Here is a 17,229-nt window from a genome sequence, read left to right as displayed (position 1 = left end):
GAATGATAAAGGAGTTTATATGAAACAAAGTAAAATGCTAATCCCTACTCTTCGCGAAATGCCTAGTGATGCACAGGTCATCAGCCATGCACTTATGTTGCGTGCGGGCTATGTCCGTCAGGTATCCGCAGGAGTCTATTCTTACCTTCCTTTGGCCAATCGCGTTATTGAAAAAGCCAAAAATATTATGCGTGAGGAATTTGACAAAATCGGGGCTGTCGAGATGTTTGCACCAGCCCTCCTCAGTGCAGATTTGTGGAGAGAAAGTGGCCGTTACGACACCTACGACGGTGGTCTTTATAAGTTGAAAAATGGAGAAGGCTCTGATTTTATCTTGGGACCAACTCATGAAGAAACCTTTACAGCCTTGGTGCGTGATTCTGTAAAATCATACAAGCAATTACCGCTCAATCTCTACCAAATCCAAGCTAAATACCGGGATGAAAAACGCCCACGAAATGGTCTACTTCGCACCCGTGAGTTCATTATGAAAGACGGATATAGCTTCCATGCCAACTACGAAGATTTAGATGTCGTCTATGACGAATACAAAACAGCCTATGAGAACATCTTTACTCGCAGTGGTTTGGAGTTCAAAGGCATTATCGGCGATGGCGGAGCGATGGGAGGAAAAGATAGCCAAGAATTTATGGCGATTACCCCTGACCGTACAGATATCAATCATTGGGTCATTTTAGATAAATCTGTAGCAAGTTTTGATGAAATTCCAGAAGAGATTCAGGCAGAAATCAAGACAGAACTAGCAAGTTGGTTGGTGTCTGGAGAAGATACGATTGTGTATTCGAGTGAATCTAGCTATGCAGCCAATATCGAAATGGCCACCAACGAGTACAAGCCAAGCAACCGTGTGGAAACACAAGCAGAGATAGTGCGTGTGGAAACACCAGATTGCAAAACTATTGATGATGTAGCAGATTTCTTAAAAGTGGATGAAGGGCAAGCCATTAAGACCTTGGTATATGTGGCAGATGAAGAGCCCGTTGTTGCCCTTCTGGTCGGCAATGACCAGCTCAATGAAGTAAAGCTTAAAAATCATCTTGGAGCCAATTTCTTTGACGCAGCTGACGAGGCATTCGTTCAAAACCTACTCGGGGCAAGTTTTGGTTCGCTGGGACCAGTGAATCTACCAGAGGGAGTAAAAATCATTGCTGACCGTAAAGTACAGGACATGCATAATGCCGTGGCGGGAGCTAATGAAGATGGCTATCACCTGACGGGTGTTAATCCAGGGCGTGATTTTACAGCAGAATTTGTCGATATCCGTGAAGTTCGTGAGGGTGAAATCTCACCAGATGGCAAAGGAGTTCTGAAATTCGCGCGTGGAATTGAAATCGGACACATCTTTAAACTGGGTACACGCTATTCAGATAGTATGGGTGCAACAGTCTTGGATGAAAATGGCCGTGCTGTGCCAATGGTCATGGGCTGCTATGGAATTGGTGTGAGTCGCCTGCTTTCAGCTGTTATGGAACAACACGCTCGTCTTTTTGTAAACAAAACACCAAAAGGGGAGTATCGCTATGCCTGGGGTATTAACTTCCCGAAAGAATTAGCTCCATTTGACGTGCATTTGATTACGGTGAATGTCAAAGATGAGGCAGCACAAGACTTGACCCAAGATCTTGAAAACCGCTTGATGGACGCCGGTTACGAGGTCTTGACAGATGACCGTAACGAGCGCGTAGGTGTAAAATTCTCAGATAGTGATTTGATTGGCTTGCCAATCCGTGTAACAGTTGGTAAAAAAGCAGCAGAAGGGATTGTTGAAGTCAAAATCAAAGCTACTGGAGATACCATTGAAGTCCATGCGGATAACTTATTGGAAACCCTTAGTATCTTGGGAGAACACAAATAATGAATGAAGGAGAGATTTTTTCTCTCTTTTTTTCATTTTTTAAAAAACTTGCGAATAATTAGTTAGACAGGCAGCGCGCGAGCCTATCTAATCGAAAAAAATGTTGAAAGGTTATCCCTATGTTACAATTGAATGTTACTCCTACTGTTAAAAAATATTCGCTCCTAGCTGCCTCTGCTCTTGCTGCATTTACATTAATGACATCTCAAGTTTCAGCAGATGAGATTGCAAATACTTCTGTCACAAGTCCAACAGAGCAAGTGTCACCTGCAACACCAGAAGTCGCTACGCCTGTAGCAAATCTAGTAGAAAGCAAATCTGAAACCTTGGAGGCAGCTTTGCTAGAAACTTCAGTAGCATCTTCGACGGATGATCGTTCAGCGATTCAGACAGAGAAAACAGACACGAAGACGGAAGAGCAGACAGTTTCGATTGCTCCAAATACGGATGTTCATGAGGAAAAACCAGTAGCTCAAGCCTTCAATCCAGAAACAAGAGAAGCTGCTTTGGTTCAGGCACCAAAGTTGGAAACCCGTGAGGCAAATTCAAATAATGATACAACGACGTTCCGTTCAGCAGGTTTCCGTAGTGCAGGTGTGACCTCCCAATTTCGTGGGGATGACTATCCTGCCTATTTGAAAAATGCAGCACCAGATACAATCGTGGATCCGTGGTTGATGTATAACCGTGAATGTACATCATTTACAGCTTATCGTCTAAGCTCTGCGAATGGTTATCAATTGCCAGCTGGCTATGGGAATGCGAATACCTGGGGTCATATTGCTCGTAATAACGGTATTCGAGTGGATATGAAGCCAGCAGTAGGTGCTGTGGCTTGGTTTGATTCTTATGTCGGTGGTGCTTATGGAGCTGGTCACGTTACATGGGTCGCTGAGGTTTTAGGAAATCAAGTCCGTATCGAGGAATATAATTATGGAAATCCGAGTCATCATTACAACACCCGAATTATTCCTGCCAATGCGGTTAGTGGCTATATCCACTTTAAAGACCTAGGCGGAGCTACAGCACCGGCAACGAGTTCGTCAGCAACCCAACAAGGTGGAACAAACACACTCGCATCAAGTGGTGTTTACCAATTTACCAAACGCTCAAGTGTGAAAAATGTTCCTCGTGTTTCCGCACCAGAGTTGGCAGCATACGAAGCTGGTCAGTCCGTAAATTACGATCGTGTTATGCAGGCGGACGGACATAGATGGATTAGTTATGTGAGCTTTTCAGGAGTGCGTCGTTATGTTGCAGTAGAAGAAGTTCAAACACCAGCTCCAAAACCAGTAGCTACAACACCGGCACGTGTGACTATTCCATCTAGCGGAACTTATCAATTTACGGGTTATGCAGGAATCAAGGCAGAGCCACGAATGGCTGCAGAAGACTTAGCACACTATACTGCAGGAGATACTGTCAATTATGATCGTGTGCTAGATGGTGACGGTCATCAGTGGATTAGTTACATTGGCTATTCAGGAGCTCGCCGCTATATCGCAATCAATTAACTGAAAAATTACCAAAAAGTTACAAATATTTCAAAATTGTGTTGACAAGTGTGCTGCTACATGATACAATAATGATAGATGAAATAATATGAAAAAAGGAGAAAACAACATGAAAAAACAATGGATGACAAAATCAGCGATGGTCTTGGTAGCAGCTTCACTTTTTCTTGGAGCTTGCTCTAATCAAACAAATCGGGCAAGTGGAGTAGATTCTAGTCAAGCAAAAGTAGAGCAATCTTCTACAAAAACGTCAGCAAAAACAAATAAAAATAATACAAAAGCTTCTAGCTCAGCGATGAGCCAATCAGGGGAAGAAACAAAGTCAAACACAGAAAGTCAATCAGCAACTGCCAAATCAGCTGAAAACGAAGCTGCAGAAAAAAAAGAAGAGGCAACTCAATCAGCTGCGAGTGCGATTGATGTCAATGCTCTTCTCAATGGGGACTATTCAAGTATTGCAGGAACTTGGAAAGACGATGAAGGTCATTTTGTCACCTTTGATGCTAACGGTCCCGTTTCATCCAGCTTTCCTGGTGATAAAAAAGTGAAGCAAGAGAGCATGCAAGGACATGCCGTGACAGCAGGTGTCTATATTGGATCTTACGGACTTCTATTTGAAGATGATTCAGAGAATGCTTCAGCAGCCTGGGCTGTGAATGTGGTACCAGCAGGCGTAGCGAGCTCTTACTTTAAGATTGTACGAGATCAAGATGCCATTTATATGGGACAAGGTGTGGACATGGAGAACCACCCTTACTATCGAGCAAATTAAAAAGCAATCAGCATGAAGGAACAGGATTCATGCTGATTTTTTAATTTGATAGTGCTTGGTAGCGTGTTATGAGCTTAGGAAAGGAAATTTCTATCAATGCATTCTATGGGTAAGTAGTATCTTTCGTTAAAAATATTTCAAAAAAATTACAAATATTTCAAAAATGTGTCGACAAATAATGGTGTTAATATTATAATAACAGGAAAGAAAGCGAGGTAAAACACATGACAAAGAAAACAATCCTATCCGCAGTGACATTAGCTTCTGTGGCCCTATTATTGACGGCTTGCGAACAAAAAGCGACAGAATCAAATTCTTCGAATTCATCAAGCATTGAGCAGAGTATGGCGAAAAGTAAGGATAAAAAATCAAGTCAATCTAGCTCATCTGAAATGATGAAAAATAAAAAAGAAGATGTCCAAGATACAGATATGAAAGCAAGTGCATCTTCTTCGGAACAAGAGGGATCGTCAGCTGAAGAAATAGCGGCTCAATCTTCAAAGCAGACCCAAGAAACAGGAAAAGGGGGCTATGAAGCAAAGGATGGTGGCACATTGCCTTTATTTGAAGATACTCCTGTCTATACTGCTATGGATAAGGGAAAAAGTGCAGGCTTTACGCTTCCAGTTGGTGAGGTGAACTGGGATCAGTATATGCAAGGAAATGGAGATTACTGGTATAGCTATGTAGGAAATGACGGTGTTCGGTATTACATCGCTTATTCAGATGTAGGGCACTGATAGTCTAATAGTACTGACTCTTTGTCAAATACATACGAAAGGTAGGGCGGTAAAACCGCTTGTCACTGAGTTTTCGAATAACTGTAGATGTTGAGATGGAAAGTCTGTCGGCTATAGCAGTCATGGATGCTTTCTCGATGAGAAGCTGGGCAACTTTCTGTTTGACAATGGTTGGAATCTGATGATTTTTAGGGATCAGTGACGTCTCTGCGACAGCGATTTTTCCACAGTCTTTGCACATGAAACGACGCTTTTTGAGACGAATCAAAATCCTATAGCCAGCACAATCAAGAAAAGGGAGCTTAGATTCACGCTGGAAATCGTATTTGCCTATCTTTCCTTGACAGTAAGGGCAAGGCGGTGCAAGCTAATCTAAGAATGCCTTCAATTCCTTATGGGTTCCTATATCGAGTGTTTCCTTGTCGAATAGGATAGTGGGGTCTTTAAATTCCAGCAGTTTTGTGATAAAATGAGTTTGTTCCATATGAGTCTTTCTAAATGATAGTTTTGTCGCTTTTCATTGTAAATCATATGGAACTTTTTTTCTACACTCAAACGGCTCTATAACCTCTGCGGTGGAGTTACCCACTACAGAAATTATAGAGCCGAAAAGGCGGGATTATCCGCTTTTTTTGCGACTTCTACGAATAGATAAGTAGGAGGAAAATGATATGTATAATAAAGTAATTTTAATCGGTCGTTTGGTGAGTACACCAGAATTGAAAAAAACACCGAATGACAAATCGGTGGCGCGTGTTACAGTAGCCGTTAATCGTCGCTACAAAGACCAAAACGGAGAGCGAGAAGCTGATTTTGTAAATGTCGTAGTTTGGGGACGTCTTGCAGAAACCCTAGCCAGCTATGCCACGAAAGGAAGTTTGATTTCGCTGGATGGTGAATTGCGGACACGCAAGTATGATAAGAACGGAGTCACTCACTATGTCACAGAAGTACTCTGCAATGGATTCCAATTGTTAGAAAGTCGAGCACAACGTGCGATGCGTGAAAACAATGTCGCTGAAGATTTAGCAGATCTTGTCTTGGAGCAAGAAGAGCTACCTTTCTAAAGTTTCGAGATATACTATGATTTAATCCCTCATTTGGCTAATAGCAATGAGGGATTTTTGTAAAACAAAAAGAGACTGGCCAAAAACTAGCCAATCATAAAAAATACAGATAGACTCAAGCTGATTTTGATTGAGTGTAAGTCTCTAGTCTGTGAACAAAAGTAGAACAAAAACGAAAAAAAGCCTTTAGAATAAGGCTTCTGAGTACTAAAATATGCCCCCTACAGGGATCGAACCTGTGACCCACGGATTAAGAGTCCGCTGCTCTGCCAGCTGAGCTAAGGAGGCAATAGAAAAAGCTGTATTGGTGCCGGACTGTCACGATTTGTATTGAACCCGCGCAATTAAGCAGGTGGGCAACTCGCTCTAACTGAAGCTGCTTCCGCGTGTAACGGCCTGCATGCTGTTAGAAGACTTTTGTTTCCCTAGTAATACAAAAAATAGTCGGTCAACACTTAAGTGTGAAGTCGTACACCACAGCGTTTCTATGTATATATAATACCATATTTTCAAAAAAATTCAAGAGAAAAATGCATTTTTTTTGAAACCGATACCATTATTTTTTTAAGCGGTCAATCTTTTCTTTTGTAGTAGCGAGGGCGCGCTCATACTTACCGGTTTGATTGGGTTCAAAGTAATTTTTCCCTAGCAATTTATCTGGTAGATACTGCTGGTCAACCCATTTTTCAGGAAAGTTATGGGGATAGAGATAATCTTGTGCATTGCCCAATTCCTTGCTCCCCTTGTAATGACCATCTCGGAGATGACGTGGAATGGGAAGATGCCCTGTTTTTTTGAGGTCAGCAATTGCTTGATCCATGGCTAGATAAGCGGAGTTTGATTTTGGTGACAGGGCGAGATCAATGACAATATTGGCAATGGGAATGCGAGCTTCTGGAAAACCAATTTTTTGAGCGGCTTCAAGGGCTGTTACCGTGTGGATTTGGGCTTCGGGATTGGCAAGTCCGATGTCTTCGTAGGCAATTACCATGAGTCGCCTTGCAAGGCTGGGTAAATCACCAGCTTCAATCAAGCGAGCTGCATAGTGGAGACTGGCATTGACATCACTCCCACGGATGGATTTTTGAAGAGCAGAGAGGACATCGTAATGTCCGTCGCCATTCTTATCCATGGTGATATAGCTTTTTTGTAAACTATTTTCCATGGTATCGCGTGTGATGTGGCGGATGCCCTCTTCATTCTCTGGGGTGGATAGGACGGCTAACTCAAGGGAATTGAAAGCAGAACGTAAATCTCCATTGGTACTGGTTGCAATGAAATCAAGAGCCTCATCATCGAGAGAGACCGGGAAATCAAAGCCACGCTCAGTATCAGTAATAGCCATTTGAACGGCTGTTTTGATGTCGTCGTTGGAAAGTGGTTCTAGCTCAAAAATCTGAACACGACTGCGAATGGCAGGAGTCACAGAAAAGAAAGGATTTTCTGTAGTGGCGCCAATCATGATGAGATTGCCGTTTTCAAGGAGAGGCAAGAGAAAATCTTGTTTGGTCTTATCCAAGCGATGAATTTCATCGAGAAGTAGGATTAGACCACCTGAAAATTTTGCCTCTTCTGCAATTTCTTGAAGTCGCTTTTTGGTGTCAACAGTCGCATTGAAGGTACGAAAAGCGTATTTTGAGGTTCCTGCGATGGCACTTGCGATACTGGTTTTTCCAATGCCTGGTGGTCCATATAAAATCATGGAAGACAGGCGTTTTGCCTCGACCATCCGGCGGATAATCTTTCCTTTTCCGACTAAGTGGTTTTGGCCAATAATCTGGTCAATGGTTTTGGGACGCATGCTCAGTGCTAAATTCTCAATCATGGATTTCCCATCTCCTATCTTTTTGGCTGGTTTTGTGTTACACTTATCTATATATTCTATCATAAATACAGCAAAGTGAGGCAAGATGAGTAAGTACGGATTTTTAGATGTGTTGGATAAGACCATGGAGAAGGATTTTCCATACGATTTTGAAATCAATTGGGATAAGAAAAATCATGCGGTGGAGGTTGCTTTTCTGTTAGAAGTGGAAAATCAGGCAGGTATTGAAACAGTTGATGATGAGGGAAATCGGACAACAGAAGATATCTTCTTTGAAGAGGCAGTTTTATTTTATAATCCTTTAAAATCAACCGTTCAGGAAGAGGAGTATTTAGCGGCTATTCCTTATGAGCAGAAAAAAGGCTTATCCAGTGAGTTTTTGGCTTATTTTGTCGGATTTTTGGCAGAAACAGCTGAAAAAGGATTGGATGATTTAATGGACTTTTTGGCAGATGAAGAAGCAGAAGAATTTGCGATTGTCTGGGATAAAGAAGCTTTTGAAAATGGCAGAGCAGCTTTGCAAGAAAAGGATTTTCATCCGTATCCGAGGTATTAGAGATGTATCATCGTAGTAAAAATATCAATATTTTTCTAATGGATGGAGATGTTACAGGGAGAATGAAGTGTACCTTGTCCAATTGGACAGGAGTCTTGTATAAAATTCCTCGCATCCAACTTGCGACTCTCAAAGAACGGGACGAATTGAAACAAAGTGGCATTTATTTTTTGTTTGGCAAGGACGATGAGACCCAACAAGATATTACGTATATTGGCCAAGCAACCACTCGGAAAAATGGGGAGGGTGTCCTATTACGTGTGCAGGAGCATACCAGAGACTCTCATGCTGATTATTTCAACGATGTCATTATTTTGACAACGCAAAACAATTCATTCGGGCCAACTGAAATTAGCTATTTGGAAAATTCGTTTACCAACCTTGCCAAGGAAGCTGGGCGATTTATCGTTAAAAATGGTAATGAGCCTAATCCAGGTCATGTGACAGAAGAGAAGCAAGCGGAGTTAGACGAAATTATTGAATATGCGACGATGATTATTGGAACATTAGGTTATAAGCTATTTGTACCGATTATTCGGAAAGAGTCTGTCTTTTCTGAAAAACAGCAGGAAGATGAGCAACTACTTCATTTGAAACGAAAGACGAAGAAATCAAAGCAAGAAATTCAAGCGATCTGTAAGCGGACTGCGGAAGGGTTTGTTGTCTTAAAAGGCAGTATGGTGGATCTGATTGATGCTCCCCATCTTTCTGAATCGGTGAAGGGACTAAGAGAAGAGTTGGTGAAAAGGAATGTGATTCAAGATGGTATTTTGCAACAAAATCAACTTTTCAATAGTGCTTCAACAGCAGCTATGTTTGTGCTCGGTATGAGTGCGAACGGACGGACAGAATGGAAAAATCAAGCAGGTATGAGCTTGAAAGAACTAGAGGAACAAGAAATCAGCAAGTAAAGGAGAGACTATGTGGCAGGAATTACGGGTAGAGCTAGAGCGAGAAGGTGAGGAGATTGTATCCAATCTCTTGATTGAGCTGGGAGCGCAGGGAGTTGCGATTGAAGATACGGCAGATTATGTGGACAAGGAGGACTTGTTCGGAGAAATTGTACCTGAAAAGGAACAGTCAGATCGAATTACGATTGTTGCTTACTATCCAGAAAATTTTGCAATTGAAGATGTCAAGGAGAGCCTCCTTGAGCGCTTGAAAGAAGTTAGTGACTTTTTAGACCCAAACACGGTTCGCTTGGAGGAACAGTCCTTGGAAGAGGAAGACTGGGCTGATAACTGGAAGAAATATTATGAGCCAGCACGGATTACCCACGATTTGACGATTGTGCCGTCTTGGACGGAATATGAGGCGACAGCTGGGGAGAAGGTCATTCGGCTCGATCCTGGTATGGCCTTTGGGACTGGAACGCATCCGACGACCAAGATGAGCTTATTTGCCTTAGAGCAAGTGTTACGAGGTGGCGAGCGTGTTCTTGATGTTGGAACAGGAAGTGGGGTGCTATCGATTGCGAGTTCCCTTCTTGGTGCGAGTGAGATTCATGCCTATGACCTTGATGAGGTTGCAGTACGGGTTGCACAGGAAAATATTGATTTGAATGCTAATACAGAGAATATTACCGTACAAACAGGGGATCTACTCCGTGGCGTAGAGCTTGAGGCGGATGTCATTGTAGCCAATATTTTGGCAGATATTCTGGTGTATTTGACAGATGACGCTTATCGCTTGCTCAAAGACGAAGGGTATCTGATTATGAGTGGGATTATTGCGGACAAGTTGGATATGGTATTAGAAGCAGCCTATCGTGCAGGCTTCTTCTTGGAAACCCAGATGACTCAAGGAGAATGGAATGCTCTTGTTTTGAAAAAAACACAGGATATTTCAGGTGTCATAGGAGGCTAGATGCAGCAGTATTTTGTAAAGGGTGAAGCAATTTCACCTGTGACGATTGAAGATAAGGACACAATTAAGCACATGTTTCAGGTCATGCGCTTGGCAAAAGGTGATCAAGTGGTCTTGGTTTTTGATGATGGAGTGAAGCGCTTAGCGCGCGTGGTCAATGAAGCAGAATACTGCTTTGAACTCCTTGAGGACTTGCCTGACCAAGTGGAATTACCGGTCGAGGTAACGATTGCCTGCGGTTTTCCTAAGGGGGACAAATTAGAATTTCTTGCCCAGAAAACGACAGAGTTAGGTGCAAGTCAGCTCTGGGCCTTTCCGGCAGATTGGTCCGTGGTCAAATGGGATAGTAAGAAACTTGTCAAAAAGGTCGAAAAGTTGCAGAAAATTGCCCTAGGAGCAGCAGAGCAAAGCAAGCGTAATAGGGTACCGGAGGTCACCTTGTTTACTCATCAAGCGGATTTTCTTGCAACATTGGACTCGTTTGACCGCATTTTGATTGCCTATGAAGAATCAGCTAAGGAAGGAGAGCGGTCGGCCTTGGTAGAAGTTCTTTCGAGCCTTTCTAATGGCGAAAAAATTCTCTTTATCTTTGGTCCTGAAGGTGGTTTGTCGCCTGATGAAGTGGCACAATTTGAAAGGAAGGGTGGCCGCAAGGTCGGTCTTGGGCCACGGATTATGCGGGCAGAGACAGCTCCGCTTTATGCACTGACCAGTGTTAGTATCTTGAGAGAATTGATGTAGAGTAGGCATAGAAAAATAAGGCTAGACTGTACCATGAAATTGGTCTTATACTTAAAGGCGCAGCACTTGGAGCTATTACAGGGTTTGTTGGTGGTCAATCTATTGGAGCAGGAGCGGGCGTTGCGACTAATCTCACCCAGAATATTGGGACTCAGGCTGTTCGTCAAGTTGCTACGGCTGGTGTTGAAGCAGACATCGATACTGATATCTCTGTTGCGACAGGGAAAGAATGTCGTGACAGACTATGGTTTCAATCTCATTACAATGGTTCAGGTAGTGTTTCAAGTAAGAAATCTGCCAAAGCAGATGTAGCTAAGAACAAGCCGAAATCGGGTGATGTACTAGTCACGAAACCTCGTAAGGATGTGACACCTGTTCAGCAAATGTCTAACCCTGGACCTAATAAGTCTAGAATTCCAGTGGAAGCTGTAGATGGCAATGGAAATAAGGTATATGGTGAGGTTCTTGAACTGGGTCACACTCATAAGCGACCTGTTAAAGATGTTACAGCCCCAGAGACAGATTTTTATGTCACACCAGATGGAATCACTTTACTAGCCACTGGTTATTGATATATGGATTCTAAATATGCAGAGCAAACCATGCGTAATATGGAGGTACCGGGAAGCTATATAGGATTTTCTAAGTTCGATTCAGCGAAACAAGTTCAAGATGCATGTCAAATATCACCAACTTGGAGTGATGCTAAGCTAAGAGGTGAGTTTAATACTTTGCAAATTATGGATAACATATATGTTCCTAAGGCAGTGGGAGATACAGGGGATTTATTGGAGCCTATTACATCTTATTATCCTCAATATGGTAAAGGAGGATATTCACAGTTAAAAACAAACTCAGTTACTAAGTTTAATAAAGTGGATATGATAGGTGATTGATATGAAATATAGTGATGTTAGGTCAAGACTATTCAAAATTATCAATATTTATATTGAAGATGAAGTTATTCGGCTGCAACTTTTGGAAGATGCTGCTCTGGAAAGAAATGTTAGAGGAGTACTCTACGTTTTAGATGAGTATAAGAATAAAAATTTATCGGAAGAAGATAAAGAATTTTGTAAAGACTTATTTTTCTACTTCTGATAACAATGAGTCATTAAGAGGGCAAAACTGCCCTCTTTAAAGTGGAGGTAATTAATGGTGAATAAGAATCTAATAGCTATCAGGCGCAAGGAACGTTATGACAATTTAGATAAAGCAACTCAGAGAGAATTGGATATCTTCTTTACAGAAAAAGCATCCGGACACCAACTTCAAGTTATTGAAAAGAGTAACTTAAAACCAGCTGTTGACGATTTTTTCAGGAAGTCTCACCTAGTTTCATTTTCTAGACCTGCTAATTTTTCATCGAGTTGCTCGATCAATCCGTTCATGTTGTGGATTTGTGCTTCGAGTTGCTCAATCATTTTCCTGCGTTCAGCTACTTCCTTTTGTAGGACCTGACGGTTTTCTATCCACTGCTCTCTAGTGCCACACATGGTGTCATGGACTTCTTTCATTCGTTGAATGGCTTTGATAGAAAGGCCCAGTTCTCGCAGTTGGAGAATGTTTTCAAGTTCTTGACAATCTTGCTCGCTCCAGCGATAGTGACCTTCTTGGATAGTTGGCATGAGCAATCCTTTCTTGATATAAAATCGAAGGGTATCTCGGCTAATCTTGTAGGTTTGAGTGATTTGTCCAGTTTTCATGGAACTCCTTTCAAGTAGGGTTGACAGGGTCTTAGTCCCTCATGTTTTAATGGTGAAGAAGGAGGAAAGATATGTTTCAGTTTTTGATTTTCTTGTATGTTACCTTGCCATTTTTGTCTGCTTTATGGATGAAAGAGCGAATTTCTGCACTCTGGCGACTGGTTTATGCAATACCAGTCTCTCTGGTGTCTCTGGCTTTGCTAGGGCAATTTACCAGAGTTGTCAGTCAGGGAATGTTCATTACTGGCTTAGTCCTTCTTTGGTTCATTCGTCCCTTAGTAGGAAAATTTGTTTTTGGTCAAGTTCACCTGTCTCACTTTGTTGTCCATGGTCTCATCAGTCTGTTGCTCGTATTGGGATTATTCTTTTTCTAAAAACAACTGCTCGACATACTCCTTTTGCCGTGGAATGACGAGTTGGGTTTCTAAAAAGTTCGGAAGGTCTGCTGGTGCTATCCAGATGAAATCGCTTGTTTCTCCGTCTTGGAGAGTAATCGTATCTTTTCTATTGTCAACCTTTGCCCAAAAGAGGTCAAAGATACACTGGTCATCATGGGCCACAAAGTGGTGGTAATGGATAAGCTGATCAGTCTGTAGATGGATACCGGTTTTTTCTGCAATTTCACGCAGAATAGCTGTTTCAGAACTTTCGCCAAATAGGGCAGAGCCGCCTGCGGTTGCTTCATAGTAATGAGGGTAGGAGGCTTTCTTGCCGTCTCGTTGCATGAATAAGATACTGCCGTCCGTATGAACGAGGATACATTCGACGACCAAGTGGTAAAGGCCTTGTGGAATTGCTTTTCCTCGCTCTAGGATATGCTCTGTCTTTTGTCCGTTTGCCAAGTAGGCGTCCCAGTATTCTGCCATGTTTTCACCTCTTCTATTTATAGTAGAACTTTAGTATAACAAATTTTATTGGGAAATTGTCAGTTTTTTCAGATAATTTTTCTTCTCTTACCCCTATTTTCCAGTCTTTGTGGTATAATAGATGATAACTTTGCAAGACTGCAAGGAAATGATAGTTTGAAGGAGAATCATACATGTCAGCAACGAAAATGACAGCACAAGAAATTATCCAATTTATTGCGGATGCGAAAAAGAAAACAGCGGTGAAAGTGACCTTTGAGGGTGAACTCGCGCAACCTGTACCTGAAACAGTGACCAAATTAGGCAATGTCCTTTTTGGTGATTGGGCGGATATCGAGCCCTTGCTTGTGTCACTGACGGAGAATAAGGATTATGTCGTGGAGCAAGATGCAAGAAATTCTGCCGTGCCTTTACTAGACAAGCGTTCCATCAATGCACGGATTGAGCCAGGGGCTATTATCCGCGATCAAGTGGAAATTGGGGATAATGCGGTGATTATGATGGGAGCGGTCATCAATATTGGTGCCGAAATCGGTAGCGGAACCATGATTGATATGGGCGCTATTCTCGGCGGTCGTGCCATTGTTGGAAAAAATAGTCATGTGGGTGCTGGAGCAGTCTTGGCAGGTGTTATTGAGCCAGCTAGTGCCGAGCCGGTGCGTGTTGGGGACCATGTTTTAATTGGAGCCAATGCTGTCGTGATTGAGGGCGTGCAGATTGGCAGTGGTTCAGTTGTAGCAGCTGGTGCCATCGTGACTCAAGATGTTCCTGAAAATGTGGTTGTTGCAGGAGTGCCTGCTCGAATTATCAAAGAAATCGATGAACAGACCCAGCAAAAAACAGCTCTAGAAGACGCTCTACGGACGCTTTAATAGGTGAGAAGATGCTAGATATTCACCAAATCCGCCGGGATCTTCATCAGATTCCTGAAATTGGATTAGAAGAATTTAAGACCCATGCCTATCTCATGCGGGTCATTAAGGATTTAACAGAGAGCCTTGATTTCGTTGAAATCAGAACTTGGCGAACGGGAATTTTAGTCTTTGTTAAAGGAAGTGCACCGACTAAAACGATTGGCTGGCGGACGGATATTGATGGTCTGCCGATTGTAGAGGATACTGGGCTTCCTTTTGCTAGTCAGCACGAAGGACGCATGCATGCTTGTGGCCATGACATGCACATGACGATTGCCCTAGGTTTGCTGGAGCAACTGACGCAAAAACAGCCAAAGAATCATCTTCTCTTTATCTTTCAGCCAGCTGAGGAAAACGAAGCTGGGGGTATGCTCATGTATGAAGATGGAGCCTTTGGCGAGTGGTTGCCAGATGAGTTTTATGCCTTACATGTCCGTCCTGATTTGAAGGTCGGTGCGATTGCGACCAATCGTGGAACCTTATTTGCAGGGACTTGTGAGGTCAAATTGACCTTTAAGGGCAAGGGAGGGCATGCTGCCTTTCCACATGAGGCAAATGATGCCTTGGTGGCAGCAAGTTATTTTGTGACCCAAGTGCAATCCGTTGTCAGTCGCAATGTCGATCCCATTGAAGGAGCTGTGGTGACCTTTGGTGCAATGCAGGCAGGAGTGACCAATAATGTCATCGCAGAAACAGCCTTTTTACATGGTACTATCCGAACCTTGACTATGGAGATGAATCGCTTGACCCAAGAGCGGGTTCGGATCATTGCTGAAGGTGTGGCTCAGTCCTTTGGAATGGAGCTCGAAATCGAGCTGAAACAGGGGGGCTATCTTCCTGTGGAAAATCATGCAGGCTTGGCAGATCAAATGATGACCTTCTTTGAGGAGGAAGAAGGCGTGGATTTGATTGATTGTCTTCCAGCTATGACAGGAGAAGACTTTGGTTATCTGCTAAATAAGGTGGATGGGGTCATGTTTTGGCTAGGGATTGATAGCCCTTATGCTCTCCATCATCCTAAGATGACGCCAGATGAAGCCGCTTTGCCATTTGCCATCGAAAAAGTTGGGAAATTTTTACGGATGAAAAGTGAAGAATAGGGGATATCAGTGATGTAGGAGAGGTGGGACATGTTCCCTCTCTCTTTTCCCCTTTTAGGAGGAGAGATGAAAGACGCATTAAGACAAGAAGTATTGAGCTGGATGAAAGATTTTTCGGGTGCTGAAAAGGAGCGGGCAGATGAGTGGCTTATTGGGCAAATATTAGCTAGCACTGCCTATCAAAAGGCGAAGGTGCTTGCCACTTATCTGTCCTTTTCTCACGAGATGGCAACAGATTTCCTGATTGCGACAGCTTTAAAGGATGGAAAGCAGGTGCTAGTCCCCAAGACTTATCCACAGGGGCGGATGATTTTTGTGGACTATAATCCTGAGCAACTGGTGCAAACTTCTTTTGGTCTATTAGAGCCTCGGAGCGAGCTTGCGGTTGATCCAGCTATGATTGACTTGATTCATGTTCCCGGGGTTGTCTTTACGAAAGAGGGGTATCGGATTGGCTATGGTGGTGGCTATTATGACCGCTATTTGGCGGATTATAAGGGTAAAACGGTTAGTACGATTTATGGCTTTCAAGAAAGGGATTTTGAGCCTGAGGTCCATGATATTCAGATAGGAAAGGTATATAAATATGGAAAAACTATGGGATAAGCGTTACCCAGTGACCAGCGGTTTACTGGCATTGACAACGCTTGTGTTCTTAGCGATGTTACTGTTGCGAGGCTTTGCTTATAGTAGCACGCAAACTATTTTTGATTTTGGCGGTGTTTATGGACAGGCAATGCTGGCTTTTCCAAGTCAGCTATGGCGGCTAGTATCAGCGATTTTTGTCCACATTGGCTTCGAGCATTTTTTCCTCAATATGCTGACCTTATATTTTATCGGTCGGCAGGCGGAGGATATTTTTGGCTCTATTAAGTTTCTCTTGCTCTATCTGTTGGCAGGTATCATGGGAAATATGTTTGTCTTTTTCTTCACCCCAAATGCGGTGGGAGCAGGAGCTTCTACCTCGCTGTTTGGGATTTTTGGAGCTATTATCATGCTTCGCTATGCGGTTAGAAATCCCTATATTCAGCAGTTGGGACAATCCTATCGGTCGCTTTTGGTGGTTAATTTACTCTTTAGTCTGTTGCCGGGAATTAGTCTAGGAGGCCATCTGGGGGGAGCACTAGGAGGTGCCCTCTGTGCTGTGTTTCTGCCGGTGCGAGGGGAAAGACGAGCGTATAGTTTAGTAGAAAGAATTCTAGCCCTTGTTGCCTATCTTTTGTTGGTATTTGGTTTACTCTTTCTAGCTTTTAGCCGTCGCTAATTCCTCGATTCTACTTTGTAAAACTACTATATATAAGGTTGGCAAATTAAAAAACTCTCTCGGAGAACATTTTGACAAAGGCTGAATTTCAGTTGTAAGTTCAAAGACATTGCATTCTAAGAACCTGTATTCACACCATCGCAGGATCCTTAAAATAAGCTAATTTGCGATAATTTCACAAACCTAACTTCCCAGAATGTTGAAAAGTTAGTATCTGAGGTCGCCTTTCAAATGCATCATATTGTGAATACAGCTTTAAAGTTGAGAGCATCGAATGATTTTTTGTTTTGACTGACTTGATGGAGAAATCTTTCTGTCAGTCTATACTCGTCAAACATCAAAATCTGACCTTGTTAACTCACCTTGCTTCAACAGTCCAGTGGATTGTTGAAAGTTGGAAATAATCCTCAGCTAATCTCCGT

20 protein-coding genes, 1 tRNA gene and 1 pseudogene are annotated in these 17,229 nt (G+C 42.7%); 17 read left to right on the top strand and 5 right to left on the bottom strand.

The window, feature by feature from the left end; genetic code table 11:
- Positions 1-19: 19 nt before the first annotated feature.
- The 4 genes from BFM96_RS01695 (at position 20) to BFM96_RS01680 (ending at position 4,902) form a co-directional block, all read left to right on the top strand.
- Complete coding sequence (locus BFM96_RS01695; RefSeq protein WP_068989547.1) at positions 20-1,876, top strand: proline--tRNA ligase; 1,857 nt, start codon at positions 20-22, stop codon at positions 1,874-1,876.
- 119 nt (positions 1,877-1,995) lie between these two features.
- On the top strand, positions 1,996-3,390 hold the full coding sequence (locus tag BFM96_RS11050) for an SH3 domain-containing protein (protein ID WP_068989544.1): 1,395 nt from the start codon (positions 1,996-1,998) through the stop codon (positions 3,388-3,390).
- 109 nt (positions 3,391-3,499) lie between these two features.
- Positions 3,500-4,162: a DUF6287 domain-containing protein gene (locus tag BFM96_RS01685; protein ID WP_068989541.1), complete on the top strand. Its 663-nt coding sequence runs from the start codon at positions 3,500-3,502 to the stop codon at positions 4,160-4,162.
- A 224-nt stretch (positions 4,163-4,386) separates the two neighbouring features.
- Positions 4,387-4,902: a hypothetical protein gene (locus BFM96_RS01680; RefSeq protein ID WP_068989538.1), complete on the top strand. Its 516-nt coding sequence runs from the start codon at positions 4,387-4,389 to the stop codon at positions 4,900-4,902.
- Between the two features lie 22 nt (positions 4,903-4,924).
- On the opposite strand, the pseudogene BFM96_RS10750 reads toward BFM96_RS01680, so the two are convergent.
- A pseudogene (locus BFM96_RS10750) lies at positions 4,925-5,386 on the bottom strand (transposase family protein); the annotation flags it as partial.
- 187 nt (positions 5,387-5,573) lie between these two features.
- Here BFM96_RS10750 and BFM96_RS01670 point away from each other — a divergent pair.
- Positions 5,574-5,969, top strand: coding sequence for a single-stranded DNA-binding protein (locus BFM96_RS01670; RefSeq protein ID WP_068989532.1), 396 nt, complete (start codon positions 5,574-5,576; stop codon positions 5,967-5,969).
- 215 nt (positions 5,970-6,184) lie between these two features.
- On the opposite strand, the gene BFM96_RS01665 is transcribed toward BFM96_RS01670, so the two are convergent.
- A tRNA-Lys gene (locus BFM96_RS01665) sits at positions 6,185-6,257 on the bottom strand.
- A 268-nt stretch (positions 6,258-6,525) separates the two neighbouring features.
- Positions 6,526-7,794, bottom strand: coding sequence for a replication-associated recombination protein A (locus BFM96_RS01660; protein ID WP_068989529.1), 1,269 nt, complete (start codon positions 7,792-7,794; stop codon positions 6,526-6,528).
- Positions 7,795-7,879: 85 nt separating this feature from the next.
- Here BFM96_RS01660 and BFM96_RS01655 point away from each other — a divergent pair, with 85 nt between their 5' ends.
- The 7 genes from BFM96_RS01655 (at position 7,880) to BFM96_RS01620 (ending at position 12,058) form a co-directional block, all read left to right on the top strand.
- Positions 7,880-8,350: a DUF3013 family protein gene (locus BFM96_RS01655; RefSeq protein ID WP_068989526.1), complete on the top strand. Its 471-nt coding sequence runs from the start codon at positions 7,880-7,882 to the stop codon at positions 8,348-8,350.
- Positions 8,351-8,352: 2 nt separating this feature from the next.
- Positions 8,353-9,261 (top strand): GIY-YIG nuclease family protein, encoded by a 909-nt coding sequence (locus tag BFM96_RS01650; RefSeq protein WP_068989524.1) that lies wholly within the window; start codon positions 8,353-8,355, stop codon positions 9,259-9,261.
- A gap of 10 nt (positions 9,262-9,271) precedes the next feature.
- Positions 9,272-10,216 carry a 50S ribosomal protein L11 methyltransferase gene (gene prmA / locus BFM96_RS01645; RefSeq protein ID WP_068989521.1) on the top strand — a complete coding sequence of 315 codons (945 nt, stop codon included), beginning with the start codon at positions 9,272-9,274 and terminating at the stop codon, positions 10,214-10,216.
- Positions 10,217-10,957, top strand: coding sequence for a 16S rRNA (uracil(1498)-N(3))-methyltransferase (locus BFM96_RS01640; protein ID WP_068989518.1), 741 nt, complete (start codon positions 10,217-10,219; stop codon positions 10,955-10,957). It begins immediately after the preceding gene.
- Positions 10,958-11,322: 365 nt separating this feature from the next.
- Positions 11,323-11,529 (top strand): hypothetical protein, encoded by a 207-nt coding sequence (locus tag BFM96_RS01630; protein WP_223245864.1) that lies wholly within the window; start codon positions 11,323-11,325, stop codon positions 11,527-11,529.
- Positions 11,530-11,532: 3 nt separating this feature from the next.
- Positions 11,533-11,853, top strand: a complete 321-nt coding sequence (locus BFM96_RS01625) for a hypothetical protein (RefSeq protein WP_068989507.1) — start codon at positions 11,533-11,535, stop codon at positions 11,851-11,853.
- 1 nt (position 11,854) lies between these two features.
- Positions 11,855-12,058: a hypothetical protein gene (locus tag BFM96_RS01620; RefSeq protein WP_068989505.1), complete on the top strand. Its 204-nt coding sequence runs from the start codon at positions 11,855-11,857 to the stop codon at positions 12,056-12,058.
- Positions 12,059-12,285: 227 nt separating this feature from the next.
- On the opposite strand, the gene BFM96_RS01615 is transcribed toward BFM96_RS01620, so the two are convergent.
- Positions 12,286-12,663, bottom strand: a complete 378-nt coding sequence (locus BFM96_RS01615) for a MerR family transcriptional regulator (RefSeq protein ID WP_068989504.1) — start codon at positions 12,661-12,663, stop codon at positions 12,286-12,288.
- Between the two features lie 71 nt (positions 12,664-12,734).
- Between BFM96_RS01615 and BFM96_RS01610 the strand changes: the two genes are divergently transcribed.
- A complete protein-coding gene (locus BFM96_RS01610) occupies positions 12,735-13,037 on the top strand; it encodes a hypothetical protein (protein WP_068989503.1) in 303 nt (100 codons plus the stop codon).
- Here the strand turns inward: BFM96_RS01610 and BFM96_RS01605 are convergent.
- Entirely contained in the window at positions 13,023-13,529 is a 507-nt protein-coding gene (locus tag BFM96_RS01605) for an NUDIX hydrolase (RefSeq protein ID WP_068989502.1), read from the bottom strand. The two genes, BFM96_RS01610 and BFM96_RS01605, sit on opposite strands and share 15 nt — an antisense overlap.
- 173 nt (positions 13,530-13,702) lie before the next feature.
- On the opposite strand from BFM96_RS01605, the gene dapD reads away from it, so the two are divergent.
- The 4 genes from dapD (at position 13,703) to BFM96_RS01585 (ending at position 16,807) form a co-directional block, all read left to right on the top strand.
- Positions 13,703-14,401 (top strand): 2,3,4,5-tetrahydropyridine-2,6-dicarboxylate N-acetyltransferase, encoded by a 699-nt coding sequence (gene dapD / locus BFM96_RS01600; protein WP_068989499.1) that lies wholly within the window; start codon positions 13,703-13,705, stop codon positions 14,399-14,401.
- 11 nt (positions 14,402-14,412) lie between these two features.
- Positions 14,413-15,543 (top strand): N-acetyldiaminopimelate deacetylase, encoded by a 1,131-nt coding sequence (locus BFM96_RS01595; protein ID WP_068989497.1) that lies wholly within the window; start codon positions 14,413-14,415, stop codon positions 15,541-15,543.
- Between the two features lie 66 nt (positions 15,544-15,609).
- Positions 15,610-16,149 carry a 5-formyltetrahydrofolate cyclo-ligase gene (locus BFM96_RS01590; RefSeq protein WP_068994109.1) on the top strand — a complete coding sequence of 180 codons (540 nt, stop codon included), beginning with the start codon at positions 15,610-15,612 and terminating at the stop codon, positions 16,147-16,149.
- Positions 16,130-16,807 carry a rhomboid family intramembrane serine protease gene (locus tag BFM96_RS01585; RefSeq protein WP_068989495.1) on the top strand — a complete coding sequence of 226 codons (678 nt, stop codon included), beginning with the start codon at positions 16,130-16,132 and terminating at the stop codon, positions 16,805-16,807. Before BFM96_RS01590 ends, BFM96_RS01585 begins: the two co-directional genes overlap by 20 nt.
- The last annotated feature ends 422 nt before the right edge of the window (positions 16,808-17,229 follow it).

The organism is Streptococcus himalayensis (assembly GCF_001708305.1).
Classification (GTDB): Bacteria; Bacillota; Bacilli; order Lactobacillales; family Streptococcaceae; genus Streptococcus; species Streptococcus himalayensis.
The sequence above is the reverse complement of the archived record's forward strand: the minus strand, read 5'-3'. Positions and strand labels throughout refer to the sequence as shown.